At 55.1% G+C, this 19,478-nt stretch carries 18 protein-coding genes; 7 read left to right on the top strand and 11 right to left on the bottom strand.

Features of this window, described 5'->3' with window-relative positions; genetic code table 11:
- Nucleotides 1-447 precede the first annotated feature (447 nt).
- The gene (locus PN477_RS16460) at nucleotides 448-1,014 is read left to right on the top strand and encodes a manganese efflux pump MntP (RefSeq protein WP_272120133.1); all 567 of its coding nucleotides are present in this window, start codon (nucleotides 448-450) and stop codon (nucleotides 1,012-1,014) included.
- A 160-nt stretch (nucleotides 1,015-1,174) separates the two neighbouring features.
- Here the strand turns inward: PN477_RS16460 and PN477_RS16455 are convergent, their stop codons facing one another.
- Nucleotides 1,175-3,220 (bottom strand): thioredoxin domain-containing protein, encoded by a 2,046-nt coding sequence (locus PN477_RS16455; RefSeq protein ID WP_272120131.1) that lies wholly within the window; start codon nucleotides 3,218-3,220, stop codon nucleotides 1,175-1,177.
- Between the two features lie 78 nt (nucleotides 3,221-3,298).
- Nucleotides 3,299-4,213, bottom strand: coding sequence for a CHAD domain-containing protein (locus PN477_RS16450; protein ID WP_272120129.1), 915 nt, complete (start codon nucleotides 4,211-4,213; stop codon nucleotides 3,299-3,301).
- Nucleotides 4,214-4,398: 185 nt separating this feature from the next.
- On the opposite strand from PN477_RS16450, the gene speD reads away from it, so the two are divergent.
- A complete protein-coding gene (gene speD, locus PN477_RS16445) occupies nucleotides 4,399-4,794 on the top strand; it encodes an adenosylmethionine decarboxylase (protein ID WP_272120126.1) in 396 nt (131 codons plus the stop codon).
- A gap of 134 nt (nucleotides 4,795-4,928) precedes the next feature.
- Here the strand turns inward: speD and PN477_RS16440 are convergent, their stop codons facing one another.
- The 7 genes from PN477_RS16440 to PN477_RS16410 all read right to left on the bottom strand — a co-directional run bounded on the left by PN477_RS16440 (nucleotide 4,929) and on the right by PN477_RS16410 (nucleotide 11,149).
- Nucleotides 4,929-5,579 (bottom strand): hypothetical protein, encoded by a 651-nt coding sequence (locus PN477_RS16440; protein WP_272120124.1) that lies wholly within the window; start codon nucleotides 5,577-5,579, stop codon nucleotides 4,929-4,931.
- 146 nt (nucleotides 5,580-5,725) lie between these two features.
- Nucleotides 5,726-6,448 carry a magnesium transporter CorA family protein gene (locus PN477_RS16435; RefSeq protein ID WP_272120121.1) on the bottom strand — a complete coding sequence of 241 codons (723 nt, stop codon included), beginning with the start codon at nucleotides 6,446-6,448 and terminating at the stop codon, nucleotides 5,726-5,728.
- Nucleotides 6,449-6,552: 104 nt separating this feature from the next.
- Nucleotides 6,553-7,548, bottom strand: a complete 996-nt coding sequence (gap, locus tag PN477_RS16430) for a type I glyceraldehyde-3-phosphate dehydrogenase (protein ID WP_272120119.1) — start codon at nucleotides 7,546-7,548, stop codon at nucleotides 6,553-6,555.
- Nucleotides 7,549-7,743: 195 nt separating this feature from the next.
- The gene (gene fabD / locus PN477_RS16425) at nucleotides 7,744-8,616 is read right to left on the bottom strand and encodes an ACP S-malonyltransferase (protein ID WP_272120117.1); all 873 of its coding nucleotides are present in this window, start codon (nucleotides 8,614-8,616) and stop codon (nucleotides 7,744-7,746) included.
- A 246-nt stretch (nucleotides 8,617-8,862) separates the two neighbouring features.
- Complete coding sequence (locus tag PN477_RS16420; RefSeq protein ID WP_272120115.1) at nucleotides 8,863-9,864, bottom strand: beta-ketoacyl-ACP synthase III; 1,002 nt, start codon at nucleotides 9,862-9,864, stop codon at nucleotides 8,863-8,865.
- Nucleotides 9,865-9,932: 68 nt separating this feature from the next.
- On the bottom strand, nucleotides 9,933-10,979 hold the full coding sequence (plsX, locus tag PN477_RS16415) for a phosphate acyltransferase PlsX (protein WP_272120113.1): 1,047 nt from the start codon (nucleotides 10,977-10,979) through the stop codon (nucleotides 9,933-9,935).
- The gene (locus PN477_RS16410; protein ID WP_272120111.1) at nucleotides 10,976-11,149 is read right to left on the bottom strand and encodes a hypothetical protein; all 174 of its coding nucleotides are present in this window, start codon (nucleotides 11,147-11,149) and stop codon (nucleotides 10,976-10,978) included. The genes plsX and PN477_RS16410 overlap by 4 nt, the downstream gene beginning before the upstream one ends.
- 62 nt (nucleotides 11,150-11,211) lie before the next feature.
- Here PN477_RS16410 and PN477_RS16405 point away from each other — a divergent pair, with 62 nt between their 5' ends.
- Both PN477_RS16405 and grpE read left to right on the top strand, forming a co-directional pair.
- Nucleotides 11,212-12,519, top strand: a complete 1,308-nt coding sequence (locus PN477_RS16405; protein WP_272120109.1) for a D-alanyl-D-alanine carboxypeptidase — start codon at nucleotides 11,212-11,214, stop codon at nucleotides 12,517-12,519.
- A gap of 109 nt (nucleotides 12,520-12,628) precedes the next feature.
- Nucleotides 12,629-13,588, top strand: a complete 960-nt coding sequence (gene grpE, locus PN477_RS16400; RefSeq protein ID WP_217650622.1) for a nucleotide exchange factor GrpE — start codon at nucleotides 12,629-12,631, stop codon at nucleotides 13,586-13,588.
- 209 nt (nucleotides 13,589-13,797) lie between these two features.
- Here the strand turns inward: grpE and PN477_RS16395 are convergent, their stop codons facing one another.
- Nucleotides 13,798-15,246, bottom strand: a complete 1,449-nt coding sequence (locus tag PN477_RS16395; protein WP_272120106.1) for a phosphoglucomutase/phosphomannomutase family protein — start codon at nucleotides 15,244-15,246, stop codon at nucleotides 13,798-13,800.
- 56 nt (nucleotides 15,247-15,302) lie between these two features.
- The gene (locus tag PN477_RS16390) at nucleotides 15,303-15,626 is read right to left on the bottom strand and encodes a hypothetical protein (RefSeq protein ID WP_072621729.1); all 324 of its coding nucleotides are present in this window, start codon (nucleotides 15,624-15,626) and stop codon (nucleotides 15,303-15,305) included.
- 525 nt (nucleotides 15,627-16,151) lie between these two features.
- On the opposite strand from PN477_RS16390, the gene psbO reads away from it, so the two are divergent.
- The 3 genes from psbO (at nucleotide 16,152) to PN477_RS16375 (ending at nucleotide 19,195) form a co-directional block, all read left to right on the top strand.
- Complete coding sequence (psbO, locus tag PN477_RS16385) at nucleotides 16,152-16,985, top strand: photosystem II manganese-stabilizing polypeptide (RefSeq protein WP_272120105.1); 834 nt, start codon at nucleotides 16,152-16,154, stop codon at nucleotides 16,983-16,985.
- 463 nt (nucleotides 16,986-17,448) lie between these two features.
- On the top strand, nucleotides 17,449-18,216 hold the full coding sequence (locus PN477_RS16380) for an RNA polymerase sigma factor SigF (protein ID WP_272120104.1): 768 nt from the start codon (nucleotides 17,449-17,451) through the stop codon (nucleotides 18,214-18,216).
- A 172-nt stretch (nucleotides 18,217-18,388) separates the two neighbouring features.
- Entirely contained in the window at nucleotides 18,389-19,195 is an 807-nt protein-coding gene (locus PN477_RS16375; protein ID WP_272147464.1) for a hypothetical protein, read from the top strand.
- Nucleotides 19,196-19,478 lie beyond the last annotated feature (283 nt).

The following is a 19,478-nucleotide window of genomic DNA, read 5'->3' as shown; positions in this document are numbered from 1 at the left end:
GCATCCCAGTTATGCAATCCCTCACCCAACCCTCTCCCTCAGGAGAGGGCTTTTGGCTCCTTTCTCCTGCGGGAGAAGGGCTGGGGATGAGGGTGCTCCCTGGCGAGCCATGGGAATCTGCAAAAGTGGGATGCACCCGCTGTTTTGGAAGAAGGGGCGAGAGGATGAGGGCGATCGCGCTGCCCTACTCGCGGCGGTGGATCGTCTCATGTTCTGTTGAAAATGGATCGTCACAATCACGCCACATCTGAACTTTTTAAAATGAAAAGATTATGAAAATACAGCGCATTGATCCGGCTTAAAGATGAAAGAAATATGAAAGATGAAGATCACGAATCGCTCATTTTTTCAAGATGAAAAGAATATGAGAAAGAAAGGCAATTCTAATGATTAGAATTCGATATAATTTGAGGCAAGTTCATAATTCTTAAGTGTTGAATGAATTGCATGGAAGTCCTAACATTGTCACTCCTTGGGGTGGGTCTTGCTGCTGATGCGTTTACTGTTTCCGTCACCAGTGGCTTACTAATTCAGCGGATTAAACTGAACAAAGCTTTAAAAATTGCGTTGTTTTTTGGTGGCTTTCAAGCCCTGATGCCAATTTTAGGCTGGCTGATTGGGCTGAGTTTCCGGGAGTGGATTGTTGAAATTGACCATTGGGTTGTGTTTGGGGTCTTAGGCTATATTGGCGGCAAGATGATTTATGAAGCGGTGTGGGGTGACGATGAAACGGTGGCTTTTAATCCGCTGGAATTCTATACCTTGCTAGGATTAGCGATCGCCACCAGTATCGACGCTCTCGCCACGGGTTTAGGGCTGGCCGTGATTCACACATCTATTTTTATGGCCGCCGCGTTAATCGGAATCATCACCTTTACCCTGTCGTTGATCGGTGTCTTTTTAGGTCATAAACTCGGAGATGTTTTAAGCACGAAAGCGGATATTGTCGGGGGGGTGATTCTGATTGCCATTGGATCGCGAATTTTGTGGGAACATTTGGGACTGATCGCCTAGTACAGAGTCAAGACTTAATATTCGGATTGTATTGAATGTCCAACACTCAACGTGACGGTGCGTTACGCTTCGCTAACAGCACCCTACAAACATCCTGATTCTTGGCATTGACGCTGCACTAGAACTGATCGCCGAGATCAGTCCCAAAGGGGGCGGCAATTTAGCCGGGGATGCCGTGACATTGGCGGAGTTGGCGGTTGAGCGCGTCCGGGGTGATGGAGGCGGGGAGACAGGTTAAGCCTTTGCACACCAGGGCGATCGCTGCTTCAGGTAATTCCGTATCAAGGCGATACATGGCCACGGGCCAAAATTGGCGATTGAGATCGTGGAGTTGCTCAGGGCGCGATCGCACCGTCGTCCCATAAAGCCACCAATCCAACGCCCCGAAAAGACTCGGACAGGCTGACGGCATCTCCTGAAGCACACCACTAAACGCCAACAGTCCCTGCTCGGCCCGGTCTAGGTAGCGTGTCTCTTCGGTTAACACGGCCAACCGCACCAAGTTCGCCACCGCCACCCCATTGGCCGCCGGGGTGGCGTTGTCGATGTAGCTCCGTTCGCGAATGATCAAATCCTGATTAGCCCCGACGGCGTTAAAATAGCCCCCACTTTCTGCACACCAGAGGGCGCGATCGAACTCAGCTTGCAGCGCGATCGCCGCCGTTTTCCAGTCCTCCTCCTGGCGCACTTGGTAGAGATCCAACAGGGCTTTAATCGTCAGGGCATAGTCTTCCGCTTGGGCCAGCACCGAAGCAACGCCGTTGTAATTCAAGCGGTAAAACTGTCCATCGAGCCATTGCGATCGCAACAAAAACCCCATCGCCTCAATGGCCAATAACCACGCCTGCTCATCCTCAAACACCGCCGCCACCCGCGCCAACCCGGAAATCATCAAACTATTCCAGGCCGCGATCATTTTCGTATCGGTGACAGCGGGGATGCGTCCCGGCCAGGGGTGAGTTTTAGCGGCGTGGTTATCGGCAGCCGGGGGGAAGGTGGCGACGTGATCCGGGGTGGCTCCGTAGCGGACGGTGAAGAGTTTCGTTAACGCGGCTTCGACGCTGGGGGAGAGTTCGCCGCCGTCGAGACGTTGGAGGACGTTGAGACCTTCAAAATTTCCGGCCGGGGTGATGGTAAATTGGGCGGCGAGGCTGGTTAACTCTTCAGGGGTGAGGATCTGCTCAAGGTCAGCGTAAGACCAGACATAAAACGCCCCTTCTTCCGGTTCGGCATCGTCGGGGGTGCGGAAACTGTCGGCATCTTGGGCGGCGTAGAAATAGCCTTCGGGGGCGGTCATTTCACGGGCGAGCCAGGCGATCGCGCCTTGGATGGCGCGGCGATAGGCGGGGTCTTGGTGACCACTGCTCCAGAGGTTGGCGAGATATTCGAGGATCTGCCCGTTGTCGTAGAGCATTTTTTCAAAGTGGGGCACTGTCCAAGTGGCATCGACGGTGTAGCGATGGAAGCCGCCCGCAACGTGATCACAAATACCCCCCAGGGCGATCGCATTGCCGCGATTTTGGGCAGCGGCGATCGCGTCCCCTTGGCCCTCCAAGCGGCTCCCACTGGCCACCACCGCAGCATAGGGAATCATCGGGAAACTGGGCGTACCGGGGGGGCTGTTTTGGAGGATGCGGGTGCAGGTGGTGATGCCGTGGTGGAGCAGTTCGGTGGTGAGGGGGGTGTTGGTGGTGGGGAGGAGGGTGGATTTTTTGAGGGCGTTAAAAATGCGGCCGGTGACGGTGCTGAGTTTCTCTTTGTCGTCACGGTAAAAGGCAAGCAGGGCATGGAGCAGATCGAGAAACGCGGGGCGACCGTAGCGGGCTTCGACGGGAAAATACGTGCCGCCGTAGAAGGGAATGCGATCGCTCGGTGTCAGCCAAATATTCAAGGGCCAACCGCCTTGGCCGGTCATCATCTGGAGGGCTTGCATATAGATGCTGTCAATGTCCGGGCGTTCTTCGCGATCGACTTTAATCGGCAGAAAATTTTCATTCATCAAGGCAGCGATCGCCCCATCCGAAAACGCCTCCCCCTCCATGACCGTACACCAGTGACAACTAGAATACCCAATCGAAAGAAAGATCGGCTTATCCTCTTGCCTGGCCGTGGTTAACGCCTCCTCACACCAGGGCCACCAATCAATCGGATTATCAGCATGTTTGCGGAGGTAGAGGCTTTGACTATGGGCAAGGCGATTAGACATCAGAACTTTAAAGAAAATTTACATCGGATGGTTCCGTGTTGCTGAGTGTATCGCATCTGTCCTGAGTCCCGTTTAGCCTCACGCCGGGAGGGGATGGGCGAGGGTGTGGCGCAGGGCTTGGCGGTGTTCTGGATGGGTGTAGAAGGATTGGAGACCTGACCAAGTGGAAAGGGCCGCGGTGCGATCGCGCTCTAACTGTGCCATCACCTCCGGTAAATCCCGGCGACAATGCTTCACCTCGGCGCTTAAAAATGCCTCCAACACAAACCCATCTTGGAGATTGCCCAACACCGATTGAATCGCTTTGATCCGTTTGAGGTGGGTGGTGTAGTCTTCGCCGTAGAGGGGCTGAAAGAGTTCGAGTTGATAGCGCGTTTCCTTGGCCTGTTTGCGCAAATCGTGGAGTTGTTCCACTTCGGCGAGGGCCTGTTCCAGGGGTAAAAAGAAACCCGGATGGATTAAAAAATGACTCACTTGGGGCGCGAGTAAATCCGCCACCATGCCATTGATCGGCTGGGAAGCTAAGGGGGAATAGGTGGGATCGTCTAACCAGGTTTGGATAGCTTGGCAGAGGTTTTGGTATTTGCCAGGGCGGGTTAGAGTGTGGCGAACGGCTTTGAACTGTTTGCGGTGATGGTGGCGGGTGGTTTTGGCGATCGCCTTTAACACCGCCTGCTCGGTGGGGGAACTCTCGCGGGCATAGCGGAGGAGAATTTCATTGAGCACATCGAGATCCCGTAACCGACCCAACACCCGCGCCACCTTGCTTACTGTGCGCCGCTGCACAATCTTCGGCAACTGCACCACAGGCGCGAACCCCGCTAAGGCCGATCGCAGCCGTCGCATTCCCACCCGCATCTGATGTACTGCTTCGGGATCTTTGTCTGTGATCACACCGGCTTCATGGCTGCGAATCTTGGTGCAATGGGTTGCGATCGCGCCGTAGGCCCAATCTCCCACGGTTTGGGCTGGGGTTGAGGTTGAATCATGCATGAATTATTGTCCTGTTCCATGGCAAACCATTCGTCCTATCCTAACGATGAACTCGACCTCATTTCTCACAGCCAAGGCTTTAGCGTTTTTCTGCCCACTTGCCCCCATGCCCATTCCGCCAGATCATCTGTTTTCGCCTTAAAATAGAAGCTTGAACACACTCTATGGAGTATAAATTGGGAAGAATGAAAAAAGTGGGTACTCATCTGGTTCTCGAAGCCTGGCAAGCGCCGGAATCACTGCTCAATGATCCTGACTGTATTCGTGGTGCATTGCTTGATGCGATCGCGGCAGGTGAGGCAACGTTGATTGATCTTTGTGTACACCAGTTTAGTCCCCACGGCGTAACCGCAACGGCCACCCTGGCCGAATCTCACATCGCGATTCACACTTGGCCAGAATATGGCTACTTTGCGGCTGACTTTTTCTTCTGTGGACAGGGTAAACCGACCCGGGCCGCAGACGTATTACGCACTGCGATGCAGGCCCGAAAGGTCAGCATTCAAGAAATTGAACGAGGGTTTCCCACAGCATTATCCCAAGCTGACGCATCCTTGCAACCCCTCCAACTCAGCCACTAACGCTCCATGCTCGGCATCACAGTCCCCATTGCTGCGGAACTTGTGAGTTCGACCCAGACCGAGGCAGGGCGTGATGAGGGGGTGTCTTTCCTCATTTTTTGCAGCATCACGGATGTTATCGATTACGGGCCAGATTAGCGATCGCACCTCACCACCTCATCGCTCACCTCACCCCCCAATTCCCGCACCAATTTCGGCAGATCCTCTTTTAAAAAGACGGTGACTTGACCGCTGTAGTTGATCCCTGTTTCCGTCTGCGCCCTATCGATCCAGAAGGCATAGCGATCGCCCAATCGCACCTCCCCAGCATTGCCCTCCACCCCCGGCAACCCCAAGCGCCGCGCCGTATCAATCGTTTCCGCCCGTGGGTACACGTAGATCAACGCCCCTTGGTGATAGTCCTGATACACATCCAAGCCGTAGATCATCCGTAACCCCAACTCCAGACGCTCCACCGGCACACCATTCACAAAATCCCGCAACACAAACGCCTCGGAACGAATCCGACCCCGGCGCGTGGGCGTGGCACAACTCCCCCGTGAGGCCACCCCCGATCGCCGTCCAGGGGGAAAAATCGACGCGGCAAACTCAAAGGTCTGCGACCCGCCATTACTACGCCGCACCGACAGCCCATCCCCGATTGATCCCTGTAAGGCCCCATTGCCCAGAATCCAGGCCGCAACGATTTCGGTGGGTTGACCGGGTAGAGCGGAGCTAGGTAGACCATGCAGGCCGAGGCTGAGACTAGCCGGGAGTAGAGCAAGGCAAAGGCGACGAATCAGCATAGGACGGGTGATGAAGCAGGGCGATCTAATTATAGGTGGGAGATTGCGATCGCATCATCCAAACGAGCGAACGGTGAGAGTCCAACTCAATGAATCCAGGCAACCGACTTGGGTTTAATTTTGCCCTGCCAGCCTCAAAGTTTTGATCAGCCCTTCTGTACCCAATGGCGCACCCCAATCCCCAGCATTATTCCTAGGATTAAGACCGACCAAAACGCGAACCCCGGTACAGTTTCCCAACCACTGATTAAATTCATGCCAAAGATGGACGCTAAAGCGGTGACGGGAAAAAATAGGGCGGCAATGATGTTGAGGCGATCGCTCGCCCCCAACGCCGCCAAACTTAGCTCGGTTTGCTCCTCAGCCCGACGGGCAATGCTGTAATTCATCGCATTAGTGGTGCTTTCGTATAACAGGGCCAGGCTGCGATTAATCTCATAGGCCCAATCCCGGAGATCGATTAAATCTGGATCATCGGGGATGCCTTCCCGTGCCGCCTGTAATGTGCTGTAGAGATTCTCACTGGCACGACGCAGGGGAACGATAGTTTCTAAGAGGTGGAAAAAGTCGGCGGCAGTTTGGGCCTGGGCATAGGCATCACTCAGAGCGTTTTCCGCATTGCTATAAGCCTGCAAATGCTTAATCAAAGGTTGTAATCCATAGTGACCCCCACTACTTTGCCAATGGCCAGAGGGCGATCGCCAACAAAATACCGCCCTCCGCTCCGACTCCTGGGCTTGGGGTGCAGCATGGAGGACTAAGAGCAAATGCCCTTCAGCTACCATGGCCCGCTGTTTTCCGGCCCTGCGTTGGCCCAAGCGGTTTTTGATTGTCGTTGGTAAGGCCCAAGAACTAGGAAGTGTACTCATGGTTATCCATCAATTCTGGGGTGCGATCGCTCCTCAAAACCCCCCACAGCTTGACGAGTTGAGACAAGTTGTGAGGGGTTTCTGCTCCAGCAATGGCAGGGGGGTTATGCGCCGAGAACCCGCAGGGCTTCGCGCACCATTTGGTTGGTGTAACCCCATTCATTGTCATACCAAGTCATGATTTTGACTAAGTTGCCATCCACCACTTGGGTCATGGCGAGGTCAATGATCGAGGCATGGGCATCGCCGATGATGTCAGAGGAGACAATGGGGTCGGCGCTGGCGGCGAGAATGCCGTGGTACTTGCCGGCCACTTCTTCGGTAAAGATGGCGGTGAGTTCTTCAACGCTGGTATCCCGTGTCGTCACAAAGGTCAGATCCGAGAGGGAACCGACGGGGGTGGGCACGCGCACCGCTACACCGTCGAATTTACCGGCATAGTGGGGAAGAACTTTGGTGGTGGCGATCGCAGCCCCGGTACTCGCGGGCACTAAATTCGCCGCCCCCGCCCGACCCCGGCGGAAATCCTTCGGATCATGGCGATCCACAATGCTTTGAGTGGCCGTGTAGGCGTGAATCGTGGTCATGATGGCCTTGGCGACACCAATCCGCCGTTCCATAATCTCCGCCACAGGGGCAATGCAGTTGGTGGTACAACTGGCGGTGGAAAACATCGTGGCATCGGCCGGGGCTTCCGTGACCCCATGCACCACCATCGGCACTTCGGGGCTTTTCGTCGGAGCGGAGAGAATCACCCGTTTCGCGCCTGCATCGAGGTGCTTTTGTAGATCTTCCCCTTTCACAAAAAAGCCGGTGCATTCAAAGACCACATCAATATCCAATGAGCCCCACGGAATTTTTGCCGGGTCTCGTTCGCTATAAATTTTGACCTCGCGCCCTGCTACGGTGAGGCTGTTCGCCCCACTGCTCACGGTTTTGGCGTAGCGACCGTAAACGGTGTCGTAGTTGAGCAGGTAGGCAAGGTTATCGGGGGGAACGAGATCGTTAATGGCGATCAATTCCAAGCTGGGGATGTCTTGGATAATTTTAAAGAGGGCACGACCAATTCGGCCGAGTCCATTGATTGCGACTCTTGCCATAGCGAAATATACTCCAGTGTTTCAACTGTTCTCCCTTTAGCTTGGGGGGAAAGGTTGGGGAAGGGGCGAAACTCTTGGATTTGTTTCAGATTTGAGGGGTAAGATTATGCAGAATAATCATTTTTTCTTGACGATCCTGCATATCGGATGACATTTTGTAACTTAGGTGACAGTCGAGGGACGGACTGGGGGAGTTTAGGGGAGGTTGGCGATCGCACTCACATTGACCCGATTGATCTCGCGATACTCCCGTTTAAACAGTCCGGTCAACACATTACCGGGGCCAATTTCCACCACGGTTTCCACCTGTTTTGCCACCAACGCGGCCATGATTTCGCGCCACCGTACTGAGCCGGTCATTTGCTGACTGAGACGGGTTTTCAGGACATCGGCAGCGGTGGCGGGGGTGGGGTCTACGTTGGAAAAAACCGGAATTTGGGCGGTTTGGAAAGTGACCCCATCGAGGGCGGTTTGAAAGTTGGCGGCGGCGGGGTTCATTAGGGGAGAGTGGAACGCACCGGAAACGGCTAAGGGCACGGCTCGCTTACTTTTAACGCTAGCGGCGATCGCATCCACGGCCGCCGGAGTCCCGGAAATCACCACCTGGCCGGAGCTATTGTCATTGGCTAACACCACGTCCGGATTCGCTGCGATCGCCGCTTCGAGGGCCTCACGCTCAAACCCCATCATCGCGATCATCTTGCCCCCCTCCGTGGCTGCCATCAGTTCCGCCCGCTGCTTCACCAACTGCAACCCACTGGCAAAATCAAACACCTGCGCCCCATAGAGGGCGACATATTCCCCCAAACTATGCCCCGCCACAAAATCCGCCGTACCCCGTTCCCGCATCGCATCGACAAGCAACGCTTCGACAATGTACAAACAGGGCTGGGTGTAGCGTGTGTCGCTCAGTTTCGCCTCATCCACGCAGGCATCAAGCACTGACCAGCCGAGAATCTCCTCAGCAGCGGCTAATTTTTCCTGGGCGGCGGGTTGGCTGGTGAGGTCTGCCACCATGCCCACTTTTTGCGATCCTTGGCCGGGAAAGATCCATGCTGTTGTTGTCATTGGTTTTGATGTGAATGGTTGAATGTTGGGTTAATTAAGAGCTTGTTTAAATAGAGAGGCAAGGGGCTGAAGCCCCTTGTTTCCATTGAGTGAGGCTCATGATTTGGATCTGAGTTTAACGTTTCAAACAGCTTCTAAGGACGGTTAAAACAGGCGAAAAATTCCCATTGGAATCGTATTCATGGTGTCATGAATGCTGAGGATGGCTGTTCAGTTTCGGCGCGTCAATCGGGCATGAATTGGGATTTAACGACCCCATTCAAAAATTGCCGCGCCCCAACTGAGACCCGCGCCGAAGCCTGCGATCGCCACCACCTGCCCCGCTTGAATCTTGCCCGATCGCACCGCGCCATCCAGGGCCAACGGAATCGAAGCCGCCGATGTGTTGCCGTACTCGTGAATATTACTAATCACGCGATCGCTACTAATTTTCATCCGTTGGGCCACCGCATCAATAATCCGCTGGTTGGCTTGATGGAGAATCAGCCAATCAATGGCCGTTGCATCGAGTTCCGCCCGGAATAAAGCCTTAGAAATCACGTCGGGAACCTTCGCCACGGCAAAGCGGTAGATTTCGCGGCCATTCATCGTGATCGGTTGATAGCTCCCCAAATCAATGGAAAAATCCGGCGTGAGGGGGGTCGTTTTACCGCCAAAGCCGAGATTGAGGGTGTGGTTGAGGCGGCCATCGCTACAGAGTTCAACCCCCCGGAGGCGATCGCGCTCCTCATCGGCCTGCATTACCACCGCCCCCGCCCCATCCCCAAAGAGGACACAGGTGGTGCGATCGTGCCAATCCACCCAGCGCGACAGGGCATCCGCCCCAATCACCACCACCGTCTGATAGAGACCCGTGCGGATAAATTGCGCCGCCGTCACCAGGCCAAACACAAACCCCGAACAAGCCGCCGTCAGGTCAAACGCCACCGCCCGCGTTGCCCCCAACTCCATTTGAATCTTGCCCGCACTGCCAAACAGATCATCCGGGGTCGAAGTCGCCAACAGAATTAAATCCACCGATTCCGGTGCGATCGCCGCCATCGCCAACGCCCGCGCCGCTGCCTGGGTTCCCAACTCACTCAACCCCTGACCCGGTGCCAAAATATGCCGCTCCCGCATCCCCGTCCGCGAATGAATCCATTCATCCGACGTTTCCACGATCGCACTCAATTGCTCATTGGTGAGGATCGCGTCCGGTGCCGCCGCCCCACATCCCGTTATCGCAACCCCAACCCCAGCCTGTTTCAAAACTCGTTACCCTCCATCACAACACACTGACCCGATTCACCATCGCCGATCCTGAATCATCTCCAGCCCTAGGACGACGGTGGCTCACTGCTCGCCACCTGCTCCAACCGCTGACTGTAATAGTCATGGATACGGGCGAGCACCTGATTGCGAATCGCCTCCTTTGCCAAGCGAATCGCGTTAAACACCGATGGCGCTTCTGAACTACCGTGGCCAATAATGCACACGCCATTCACCCCCAGGAGCAAACCGCCCCCATGTTCAGCATGGTCGATGCGCTGCCCCACCCGCCGCAAATTCGGCCGCAGAATCGCCGACCCAATTTGCCCCCGAATCCCGTAGGGCAATTCCTCTTTCAGGGTTTGGATCAACACTCCGCCGATCGCTTCGGCAAATTTCAACAACACATTTCCCACAAAACCATCACAGACAATCACATCAAATTGCCCCGACAGCACATCCCGCCCTTCAGCATTGCCCACAAAATTGATCGCCGTGTTGGCCGCGAGTAATTCATGGGCCCGTAGCGCCAATTCATTTCCCTTTGACGGTTCTTCGCCAATATTGAGGAGACCGATTTTCGGATTTTCCACCCCAAGGGCACATTGGCTATAGACCGACCCCATCAGGCCAAACTGTTCTAAATATTTCGGGCGAGAATCCACATTCGCGCCCACATCTAAAATAATGGCCGATTTTCCCGGTAATAACGTGGGGAAAATCGCCCCAATGGCAGGACGATCAATGCCTTTAATGCGGCCGAGACGGAGCAACGCCGCTGCCATTACTGCTCCCGAATGACCCGCAGAGAAGACCGCATCAGCGCGGTCTTGTTTCACCAAGTCCATCGCGACATTGATCGAGGCCTTGGGTTTCCGTCGAACCCCGGTGGCCTCGTCATGCATTGAAATGACATCCTCTGCCGCCACAATCTCGATCCGATCCGATCCGCCATGGGCTGTCAAGCATGCTTGAATTTTTTCAGGATCGCCAACCAAAAGGATCTCGGCATCTAATTCTTCAGCAGCGCGGACAGCACCAGCCACAATTTCATCGGGGGCATGATCGCCGCCCATTGCGTCAACTGCAATTCTTTCCCGTGTCGATGATTTCATTGGTGGGGTGTGATAGAAACCGTAAAGATTTTACCAGATTCAGATCCGGTGAGGTGCATGATTTTGCCGGGAATGGGGAAGAAGGGGGTGCGATCGCCGCTGGAATTCACGACCGATCGCCGTTGGATTCCGGCGGATTCGCGGGAGAATTTGTCCAGGGGAGGGGGCAAGATCTGTCTAGAATACAAGACGGTCTGCGATTAGTCTGGTGTTGAATGTTAAGGAGTCGTTCATGGGTCGAGTGATGATGAGTCTGGGCAGTGTGGTGTTGGCGTTAGGGGTGGGGCTGGTGGCCTGCTCACGTCCATCGGATCAGATTACTCAGAGGTTGGCGTGGCAAGCGGCTCCGTTTTTTCAACCCCCGGCTGAACCCGATGGCGTGGCTGAGGACTTGATGGCGCAGTACCTCCAACGGTTGCGGCAACGGGGCATCAGTGAGACGACCCAGGGTATTTATTTGCAATCGGGGCTGACCCGGTTGGCGGTGCATCAGGGGACAACACCCCAATCGGCGGCCTCGCTGACGAAAGTGGCGACGACCTTGGCGGCGCTGGAGGAGTGGGGCTTGGCCCATCGCTTTGCGACGACGGTGTATGGAACGGGGCCGGTGGAGAATGGGGTGTTACGGGGGGATTTGGTGGTGGAGGGGACGGGGAATCCGTTTTTTGTGTGGGAGGAGGCGATCGCAGTCGGTAACGCCCTCAATGCCCAAGGGATTCGCCAAGTGACCGGCAATCTGGTGGTGGTGGGCCCGTTTTACATGAATTACAACACCCAACCCCAAGGGGCGGGGGAACTCTTTCGGGTGGCGTTGAACCCAGCCCAATGGCCCCAAGCGGCTCAGGCGGAATACAACAAAATGCCGCCGGGCACGCCTAAACCCCAAGTGGCATGGCAGGGGTCGGTGGTGGTTGCGTCCGATCTCCCCCCAGGGACGATGCTGCTGCGCCATCAGTCGGTCAACCTGGGCAATATTCTTAAGCAGATGAATATCTACAGTAATAATGTGATGGCGCAGGTGTTGGCAGAATCAGCGGGGGGCGCGGCAGTGGTGGCCCAGACGGCAGCGGCGGCGGCAGGTGTACCCAGGGACGAAATTCAATTGATCAATGGCTCCGGGTTGGGGACGGCGAATCGAATTTCACCCCGCGCCACGGTGGCGATGTTGCAGCGCTTGGAGCAGGATTTGGCGGCCCAGGGGGCGGGAATTGCCGATGTGTTTCCGGTGGCGGGGCGCGATCGCCAAGGGACGATGCAAGACCGAAATTTTCCGCCGGGGACGCTGATTAAAACCGGGACATTAAACGGTGTCAGTGCCTTGGCGGGGGTGCTACCGACCCGCGATCGCGGCTGGGTGTGGTTTGCGATCGTCAATAACAATGGGCCAACGGTGGAATTTCGGGCCCAGCAGGATCGCTTCTTACAAGATCTCTCCCAAGCCTGGGGTACAGCCCCCCTCACGGCTCAAGCCGCTGGTATTGCCGATGAAGCCCTCGGCGATCCCCTGCGCATTCAAACCGGAGCCGCCCTCCAGCCCTAGAGACCTGTCTTCGCGCCCATGGACACGCTCGAAATTGTCCGAATGGGGTTAAGATTGGGGGGAAATTGACGCGCGATGTCCGAGCCGCAGTACCTTAAGCAGAATGTTGATGGTCGAAGAACCTAATCTCTTTTGGTTTGGCGTATTTCTCTGGGTGGGAGGAACAGCCTTTTTTTTGAGTTTGATCGGGGGAAAGTCCGCAACGGCCCCCGTCGTTGACTTGGACTGTCAGTATGAGTTTGATCCGCTGTTGAGCGATCGCCTCAAACAGGCCAATATTCTCAGTTGGGCCCTCCTCCAACGCAAAGCCGGTCTCACCCCCAAGCACCTGCGCCAGTTGCGCCAAGGTAGTCTCGATCTGCTCAGTTTTACCGAACTGAATCGCTTGGCCCGCACCCTGAATTGGACGCTCGAAGAATTGCTCCAGGCCTACGGGGTGACGTTCCCCTCCTTGGGCAGTGCATTCCAAGAAGTGGCCAAACTCCACAGTCAAGGACAGCAACTCTATAACGAAAAAACCGAACTCCAAGAGCAACTGACCCGCGCCCAAGCCGGCCTAACGGTGACCACCAATGATCTGGTCGCGGCCCAAGAGCGGATTCAGTTACTCGAAACGGAGCTTGAACGCCGAGAACATCACTGGCAAACTACCCTCGAAGATGCCAATAATCAGGTGCTGCAACTCCAGCAACAATGCCGCCGCCTCCGTACCGAAGTCCAGCAACAACGGGATCAACTGACGGTAGAGTTTCAGTATCAAATGTTCGAGGTGTTGCAGACGTTGCTGATGAATTTCCCAACGGCGACGGTGATGGCTGAGGCTAAACCAACGTTGCCAGCGCGGAATGTGGTGGCGCTGTTCTCACCGTTGCGATCGCTCCTCCAACAGTGGGGTTATCAAGCGATCGGCGAGGCCTGGGGGCAAGTGTTTTATGACCCGCAATTGCACCAGCCCGACAGCCCTGATATTCGGGAAGGGGAATTGGTCTATGTGCGATTTGTGGGCTATCGAGACGGCGATCGCATCCTCTGCCCCGCGAAAGTGAGCCGCACCCTCCCCCGCACCTAATCCCTTGGCCATGGCAGGACAGTGGAGCCATGAGCCAGAGGCTCACACCAAGGGAGTGCGAGCTTCTCGCTCGCGACTACAAACAGCAAAAGGAAGCAGTGAGCCAGAGGCTCACACGACAAAAGGATTGTGCTTATGTAGTGCGAGCTTCTCGCTCGCACCTCCGAATTCCAGCCTCTTGGGGTGTACCGTGTGGATTCGGGCAACGATCAGGCGCTGATCGAATTCGCCCAATCCTTAGCCCAGAGGAGGGTTTTTTGGACGGTGGGCATGTCGGCGGCTTCACAGTAGAGGCGTAGGACGGGTTCAGTGCCGGAGAAGCGGATTAGGAGCCAACTGTCATTGGCCAGCCGGAATTTATAGCCATCAATGGCGAGGCAGTCCGTAACGGCTTGGCCCGCGACTTCCGTGGGGGTGTTGGATTGGAGTTCGGCGAGGAGGGCATTGCGCACGGCCATGCTGGCGAGGGGGAGGTCAATGCGATCGTAGGTGGAGGTGAAGCCGACGCTGGCCTGAAGTTGGGCGTAGCGATCGCCGATATCTTGACCCGATTCCACCACCGCTTCGAGAACATAGAGCGCCGACAACAGAGCATCCCGCTCCGGAATATGAGTGCCGTAGCCCACGCCGCCGGATTCTTCCCCCCCGACTAAAACTTCCGCCGTGAGCATGCGATCGCCGATATATTTATAGCCAATCGGCGTTTCATAGAGGGGAATATGATTCAACGCCGCTAATTTTGGAATCAGATCCGAACCGCTGACGGTTTTGACAATTTCGCCGGTAAAGCCCTTGGTTTTAGAAAGATGATCCACCAAGATCGGGATCAACACTTGGGAACTGCGGAAATTGCCCTGACCATCAACGGCGGCAATGCGATCGCTGTCCCCATCAAACACCAGCCCCACCCGCAACACATCTGGTTGATCGTGGGCGGATTGGCGAATGGCGCGGAAAATTTCCGATAAATATTTCGGCAACGGTTCCGGAGCACCGCCACCGAACAGAGGATCGCGATCGCCGTTAATTTCATCAATGGCAATCCCCAAAAGCCGCTCTAGACCCGTCGCCGCCGCCCCATGCATCACATCCGCAAACACCCGCAACCGATCCGTTGCGATCGCCTCCCGAATCCGGGCAATATCCACCTTGCCCTGCAACGCCGCGCAGTAGCTCGCCCAGGGGTCAAAGGTCGTCAGCGTGCCGGGGGTGCGATCGCTGGGCAACGCCTCCCCTAAGCGGGCTTCGATTTGGCTGGTAATTTCCTGCGTCACCGAGCCACCAAAACAGCCCTTCACCTTCAAGCCCAAATACTGCGCCGGATTGTGGCTCGCCGTCAGCACGATCGCCCCCAACGCCTGCTCCGCCTTCGCCGCCCAAGAAAACGCCGGGGTGGGGGCGTAGCTTTCCGACAACATCACATCAAACCCCATCGCCTGCACCGCTTCGGCGGCCACCTGGGCGAAGTCTTCCGCCATGAAGCGGCGATCGTACCCGACAATCACCAAGCGGGGCTTAGCCACAGCTCCATAATTGGCCGCCAACACCTCCGCCGCCCAAGAGGCCACCGTTACCACCCGCTCCATAGTAAAATCTGCGGCGATTACCCCTCGCCAGCCATCGGTTCCGAACTTGATGGGATTGAGCGTGAAAGCCATGGTGTCTATGTCCTGAAGCGCTTGTAGTCCCTCGATTGTAGCTTGAATTCTGGGGGCTATTTTTCGGGGTCTGGAGGAATTCCCATCTGCCAATCCAGATTCACCAAAAAGGCCTGTAACCGCATCCGTTCAATAAATGGCCAGCCGCCACTTTCCTCCATGTCCCGCAGCAGGTTCGCCAATTCGTGGCGGTTGCCGGGCAAGTTGGGTAAGAAAAGATCATCGCGAATGCGGGCGTGGGTGGCACTGAGCGATCGCAAAATCATCAGCGTCGCCAAACTATCCCCCGCCTGCTGATCCGCAAGCTGGGAGAGTTCCGCCTGAATGCGAGACAGTTCCGCTGCCAAAAACGAAGGGTCAAAAGGGTGATCCTGCTCCATACCTCACTCTAGATAACAAAAACGACATGAGCTGCTGCTCACCCAAATGATACGCTGAAGCGGATCAGGTGCGCTGACGCGAATCAGGTACGCTGACGCGAATCAGGAAACGCGACATGCCCGTGTACAATGTGCTTTATTAAGACTTGCAGCAATGCAACTAGGGTAGGGCATACCCGAAGTAACGCTTGGGGAGAGACTCACCTCTGGCCTGGACGACGCAAGGAATCTAGGTTAAGCGATCTCGATGAGCCAAGAATCCCCGTGCCTTCACGCCGGGGAGTGTCAATCAAACGCTTTGAACAGGTGTTAACAACGCCATGTACCTAGAAGTTCAGATCGTCAGAATTCCACCCAAAATCGGCACTGTTTGACCGTCAGTAGACGGAATTAACGCCGACCAATACTAATGTTGAGCTTGTCATTAGGGTTCTGTTGATTCCGGTGGCTGTTCTGACCCTAAGTTGATCTGAAATTTTCGCTATTTTTTTTTTGACGCAGAGATTGACGAAAACGAGGTTAATAATGAGGTATTATCGCGGATTACTGATTGCATTTTTTGCCCTCTGCTTAGGGTTCTTAACAGCCTGTAGTGATGGGCCAGCCAATGCAACCAGTCAACAGTTAACGTATGACGACATTGTGAACACCGGCCTAGCCAATGGCTGCCCAGAACTCGATGAAACAGCACGGGGATCAATCCCGGTCGTGGCTGGCAAAGAGTATTTGATTTCTGCCATGTGCTTGGAGCCGAAAGAATATTTCGTCAAAGAAGAACCCACCAACAAGCGGGTGGAGGCAGAATTCATCCAAGGGAAGGTGCTCACCCGCTACACTTCTAGCTTGGATCAAGTGAGTGGTACTTTAACCGCTAGTTCTGATGGAGTGCTCACCTTTAAAGAGGAAGCCGGGATCGATTTCCAACCGATCACGGTGCTGCTTCCTGGGGGTGAACAAACGCCGTTTATGTTCACCATGAAAAGTCTGGATGCAAAAACCGAAGCAGGGTTTGATTCGCTGAATACATCGACGGACTTTGAAGGGGAATTTTTCGTGCCGTCTTACCGGGGTTCTGTGTTCCTCGATCCGAAGGGGCGCGGGGTTGCTAGTGGCTATGACAATGCGATCGCACTACCGGCTGGTGCCGACAGTGACAGCTTTGAGCGGGCCAATGTGAAACGCTATGAAACCGGCCGCGGTGAAATGTCGTTGCAGGTCACCAAAGTGGATAGCGAAACCGGAGAAATCGCTGGAACCTTTACCAGTATTCAGCCCTCGGATACGGACTTAGGCGCAGATGATCCCGAAGAAGTAAAAATCAAAGGGAGTTTCTACGCTCAGGTTAGCCCGAAAGCATAAGGGATTGACCCATTCATCAAACGTGATACCGTCAAGCGATCGCTCCTAGGAGCGATCGCTTGACCTTTGAGATAGCGTTGCCGATTCGCATTGATTTTGTATTTTCACTAAAATGCACGGTGATGAATTTTTGTAGTGATTTTTATTTCTGTGGGAAAAATACGGTTGGCATTCGTCCAATCGAACCTTACACTAAGGTGATCAGACTCAAGCGTGAATGTCTATAAATCATCATTCAAGCCAGTTGAGAGCCTGGGTCTGTCGGCGATGTCAGTCCCATTCTGTTCAGCCCGGTTGCCGCCGTTTAGCGAGTCTTAGGGGTCAGCCGCGCAGGGATCGATTGATCCAACCGTGCCAATGCTGCGATCGCCCCCTTCATTAATCTGTAATTACACCCTCCCTTATTTCCGCACCTAACTTTAATAACTCTTTATTTTGTTCACTGCCGCGAGGCGTTAAACCCATGCCAACTCATGCACGCACCCTCAAAGGAGACAGCCTCTCTCTCCTCCAGGCCTATCGCACGACCCCTGACCTTCAAACCCGGAATCGGCTCGTGCATCTCAACATTGGTTTAGTCCGTCGTGAAGCGCATCATTGGGTTGAGCGCTGCCCGGAAAGTTACGAAGACTTGCTCCAAGTGGGCTGTTTAGGTCTGATTCGTGCCATTGAACGCTTCGATGTCACGAAGGGTAATGCGTTCAGTTCCTTTGCGATCCCCTACATTCGGGGCGAAATTCAACATTATCTCCGCGACAAAAGCACCCCGATCCGTATTCCTCGCCAATGGCAAGAGATCTGGCGACGGGCGATTAAGGTGACCCAAGCTCTGCGCGTTGAGATGGGGCGACAACCGAGCGATCGCGACATTGCCGCCGCCCTCAACATCTCCCACGCCCACTGGCAAGAAATCAAACTCGCCCACCAAAACCGCGAACCCCTCAGCCTCGACTGTCCCCTAGGCAGTCCAGAGGACGGCTCCTTTAGCCTAGGGGAGTTAGTGCCCGATCACCACTACCGCAGTTTTCAACTAGCCCAAGACGATCAAATCCGGTTACAGCAAGCCCTCGTGCAGCTTGAGCAGCGCACCCGCGACGTTTTAGAATTTGTCTTTCTCCAAGACCTGACGCAAAAAGAAGCCGCCGATCGCCTCGGCATCAGTGTGATTACAGTTTCGCGGCGCGTCAAAAAGGGAGTGGCGGCCCTGAAAGCCCTGATGAATAAGGCCTAAGCGGTGGAAAATTTGGAGCCAGCGGCCGACCCAGGGAACAGGTGATTTATACTCAAAACAAGTTTGGATGAATGGTGGGAGTCTCTCAAAGGGGTCAAGAATCATAATGCGTAGAAAGCTAGTTATTACCGGATTCACCGCCACAACCCTACTCCTAGGGGGGTGTGGGATTTTGTCCTCTCTGCCCTTTATCGGCGGGGGTGAGGATGAGGCCGCCGTCCCGGAGGCTGTGCCCATTGCCCCCCAAGCCGCTGAAAATTTTGACGATCCCCTCGTGGCAGAAGGCGAACCGCCACCGCCCCCAGCCGCTGGAGATGATGTGGCTGAGGGGCTGATTCCCCTCGCGGATGCGGATACGGTGGCAAAGCTGGGACAAACTCGACAAGGGCGGACAGACCCCTTCTCCACGATTCCGATAGAAGGCAGTATCCCTCCTTCAACCCGCTTGCCCCAAATTCCCGGTCTTCCTGGCGTTCCTATTGCGCTCAGTCCTCGGTTGAGATTGCCTCAAAGCATATCTAATTTTCCTGATTTTCCAACTCCCCAATCTCCCCGATCACCCCAAAGCACTCCAACTCCCCAATCTCCCCAAAATCTTCCGCCGTCGGAACCCTTTGCGCCGGATTTACCGGATTTGCCGGAGCCGACTCTTGCCCAGGGCCTTAATGTGACGGGGGTGGTGGTGAAGGCCGATGGGACAAAGTATGCGATCGTGGAAACCTCGACCGGCAAGAGTACCTACGTGCGGGAAGGGGATTTTGTGGAAAATGGTCAGGTCTTGGTGAAGCGGATTGAATCCCGTAAGGGGGGAACCCCGCGAGTCGTGTTTGAAGAATTGGGCATTGAAGTGACCAAGTCTTTAGGTGAAGGGGGTGGACAGCCCACGGCCATGACTCCTGGGGGAGCGCCACCGCCTGGACAACCCAATGGCTCACCGAGTTCTATGGGGCGGATCAGCGTCAACCCAACTGCGGCATAGACCATTAGCAACCAAACGAGTCTGGCGATCGCTCCTCAACACAGAAAAGCGATCGCACCTTGCATTGCATCGAGTTGGGGGGCGATCGCTTCCCAGCACTTCCTGAACGCATATTAAAAAGGAGAGGGGCGATCGCTTCTTAAGTTATCTTAAAATGTGCAAAGAAGACTCCCACTATAAAGCGAGTCCGAGTAGAGTTACCGAAGGTAACGGCGGACGTGCCTTTTAGTGGCGAGATGAATTTGCACCAACAAACAAATCGAGCGACAGCGAGTCCTTTAAT

The sequence above is a fragment of the Spirulina subsalsa CS-330 genome (assembly GCF_028330765.1).
In the GTDB taxonomy this organism is placed as follows: Bacteria; Cyanobacteriota; Cyanobacteriia; order Cyanobacteriales; family Spirulinaceae; genus Spirulina; species Spirulina subsalsa_A.
The sequence above is the reverse complement of the archived record's forward strand: the minus strand, read 5'-3'. Positions and strand labels throughout refer to the sequence as shown.

What these genes read in the sequence shown, in the direction of transcription:
- PN477_RS16460 (WP_272120133.1), top strand. Translation starts at nt 448, where the DNA reads ATGGAAGTCCTAACATTGTCACTCCTTGGGGTGGGTCTTGCTGCTGAT.
- PN477_RS16455 (WP_272120131.1), bottom strand. Translation starts at nt 3,220, where the DNA reads ATGTCTAATCGCCTTGCCCATAGTCAAAGCCTCTACCTCCGCAAACAT.
- PN477_RS16450 (WP_272120129.1), bottom strand. Translation starts at nt 4,213, where the DNA reads ATGCATGATTCAACCTCAACCCCAGCCCAAACCGTGGGAGATTGGGCC.
- speD (WP_272120126.1), top strand. Translation starts at nt 4,399, where the DNA reads ATGAAAAAAGTGGGTACTCATCTGGTTCTCGAAGCCTGGCAAGCGCCG.
- PN477_RS16440 (WP_272120124.1), bottom strand. Translation starts at nt 5,579, where the DNA reads ATGCTGATTCGTCGCCTTTGCCTTGCTCTACTCCCGGCTAGTCTCAGC.
- PN477_RS16435 (WP_272120121.1), bottom strand. Translation starts at nt 6,448, where the DNA reads ATGAGTACACTTCCTAGTTCTTGGGCCTTACCAACGACAATCAAAAAC.
- gap (WP_272120119.1), bottom strand. Translation starts at nt 7,548, where the DNA reads ATGGCAAGAGTCGCAATCAATGGACTCGGCCGAATTGGTCGTGCCCTC.
- fabD (WP_272120117.1), bottom strand. Translation starts at nt 8,616, where the DNA reads ATGACAACAACAGCATGGATCTTTCCCGGCCAAGGATCGCAAAAAGTG.
- plsX (WP_272120113.1), bottom strand. Translation starts at nt 10,979, where the DNA reads ATGAAATCATCGACACGGGAAAGAATTGCAGTTGACGCAATGGGCGGC.
- PN477_RS16405 (WP_272120109.1), top strand. Translation starts at nt 11,212, where the DNA reads ATGGGTCGAGTGATGATGAGTCTGGGCAGTGTGGTGTTGGCGTTAGGG.
- grpE (WP_217650622.1), top strand. Translation starts at nt 12,629, where the DNA reads ATGGTCGAAGAACCTAATCTCTTTTGGTTTGGCGTATTTCTCTGGGTG.
- PN477_RS16395 (WP_272120106.1), bottom strand. Translation starts at nt 15,246, where the DNA reads ATGGCTTTCACGCTCAATCCCATCAAGTTCGGAACCGATGGCTGGCGA.
- PN477_RS16390 (WP_072621729.1), bottom strand. Translation starts at nt 15,626, where the DNA reads ATGGAGCAGGATCACCCTTTTGACCCTTCGTTTTTGGCAGCGGAACTG.
- psbO (WP_272120105.1), top strand. Translation starts at nt 16,152, where the DNA reads ATGAGGTATTATCGCGGATTACTGATTGCATTTTTTGCCCTCTGCTTA.
- PN477_RS16380 (WP_272120104.1), top strand. Translation starts at nt 17,449, where the DNA reads ATGCCAACTCATGCACGCACCCTCAAAGGAGACAGCCTCTCTCTCCTC.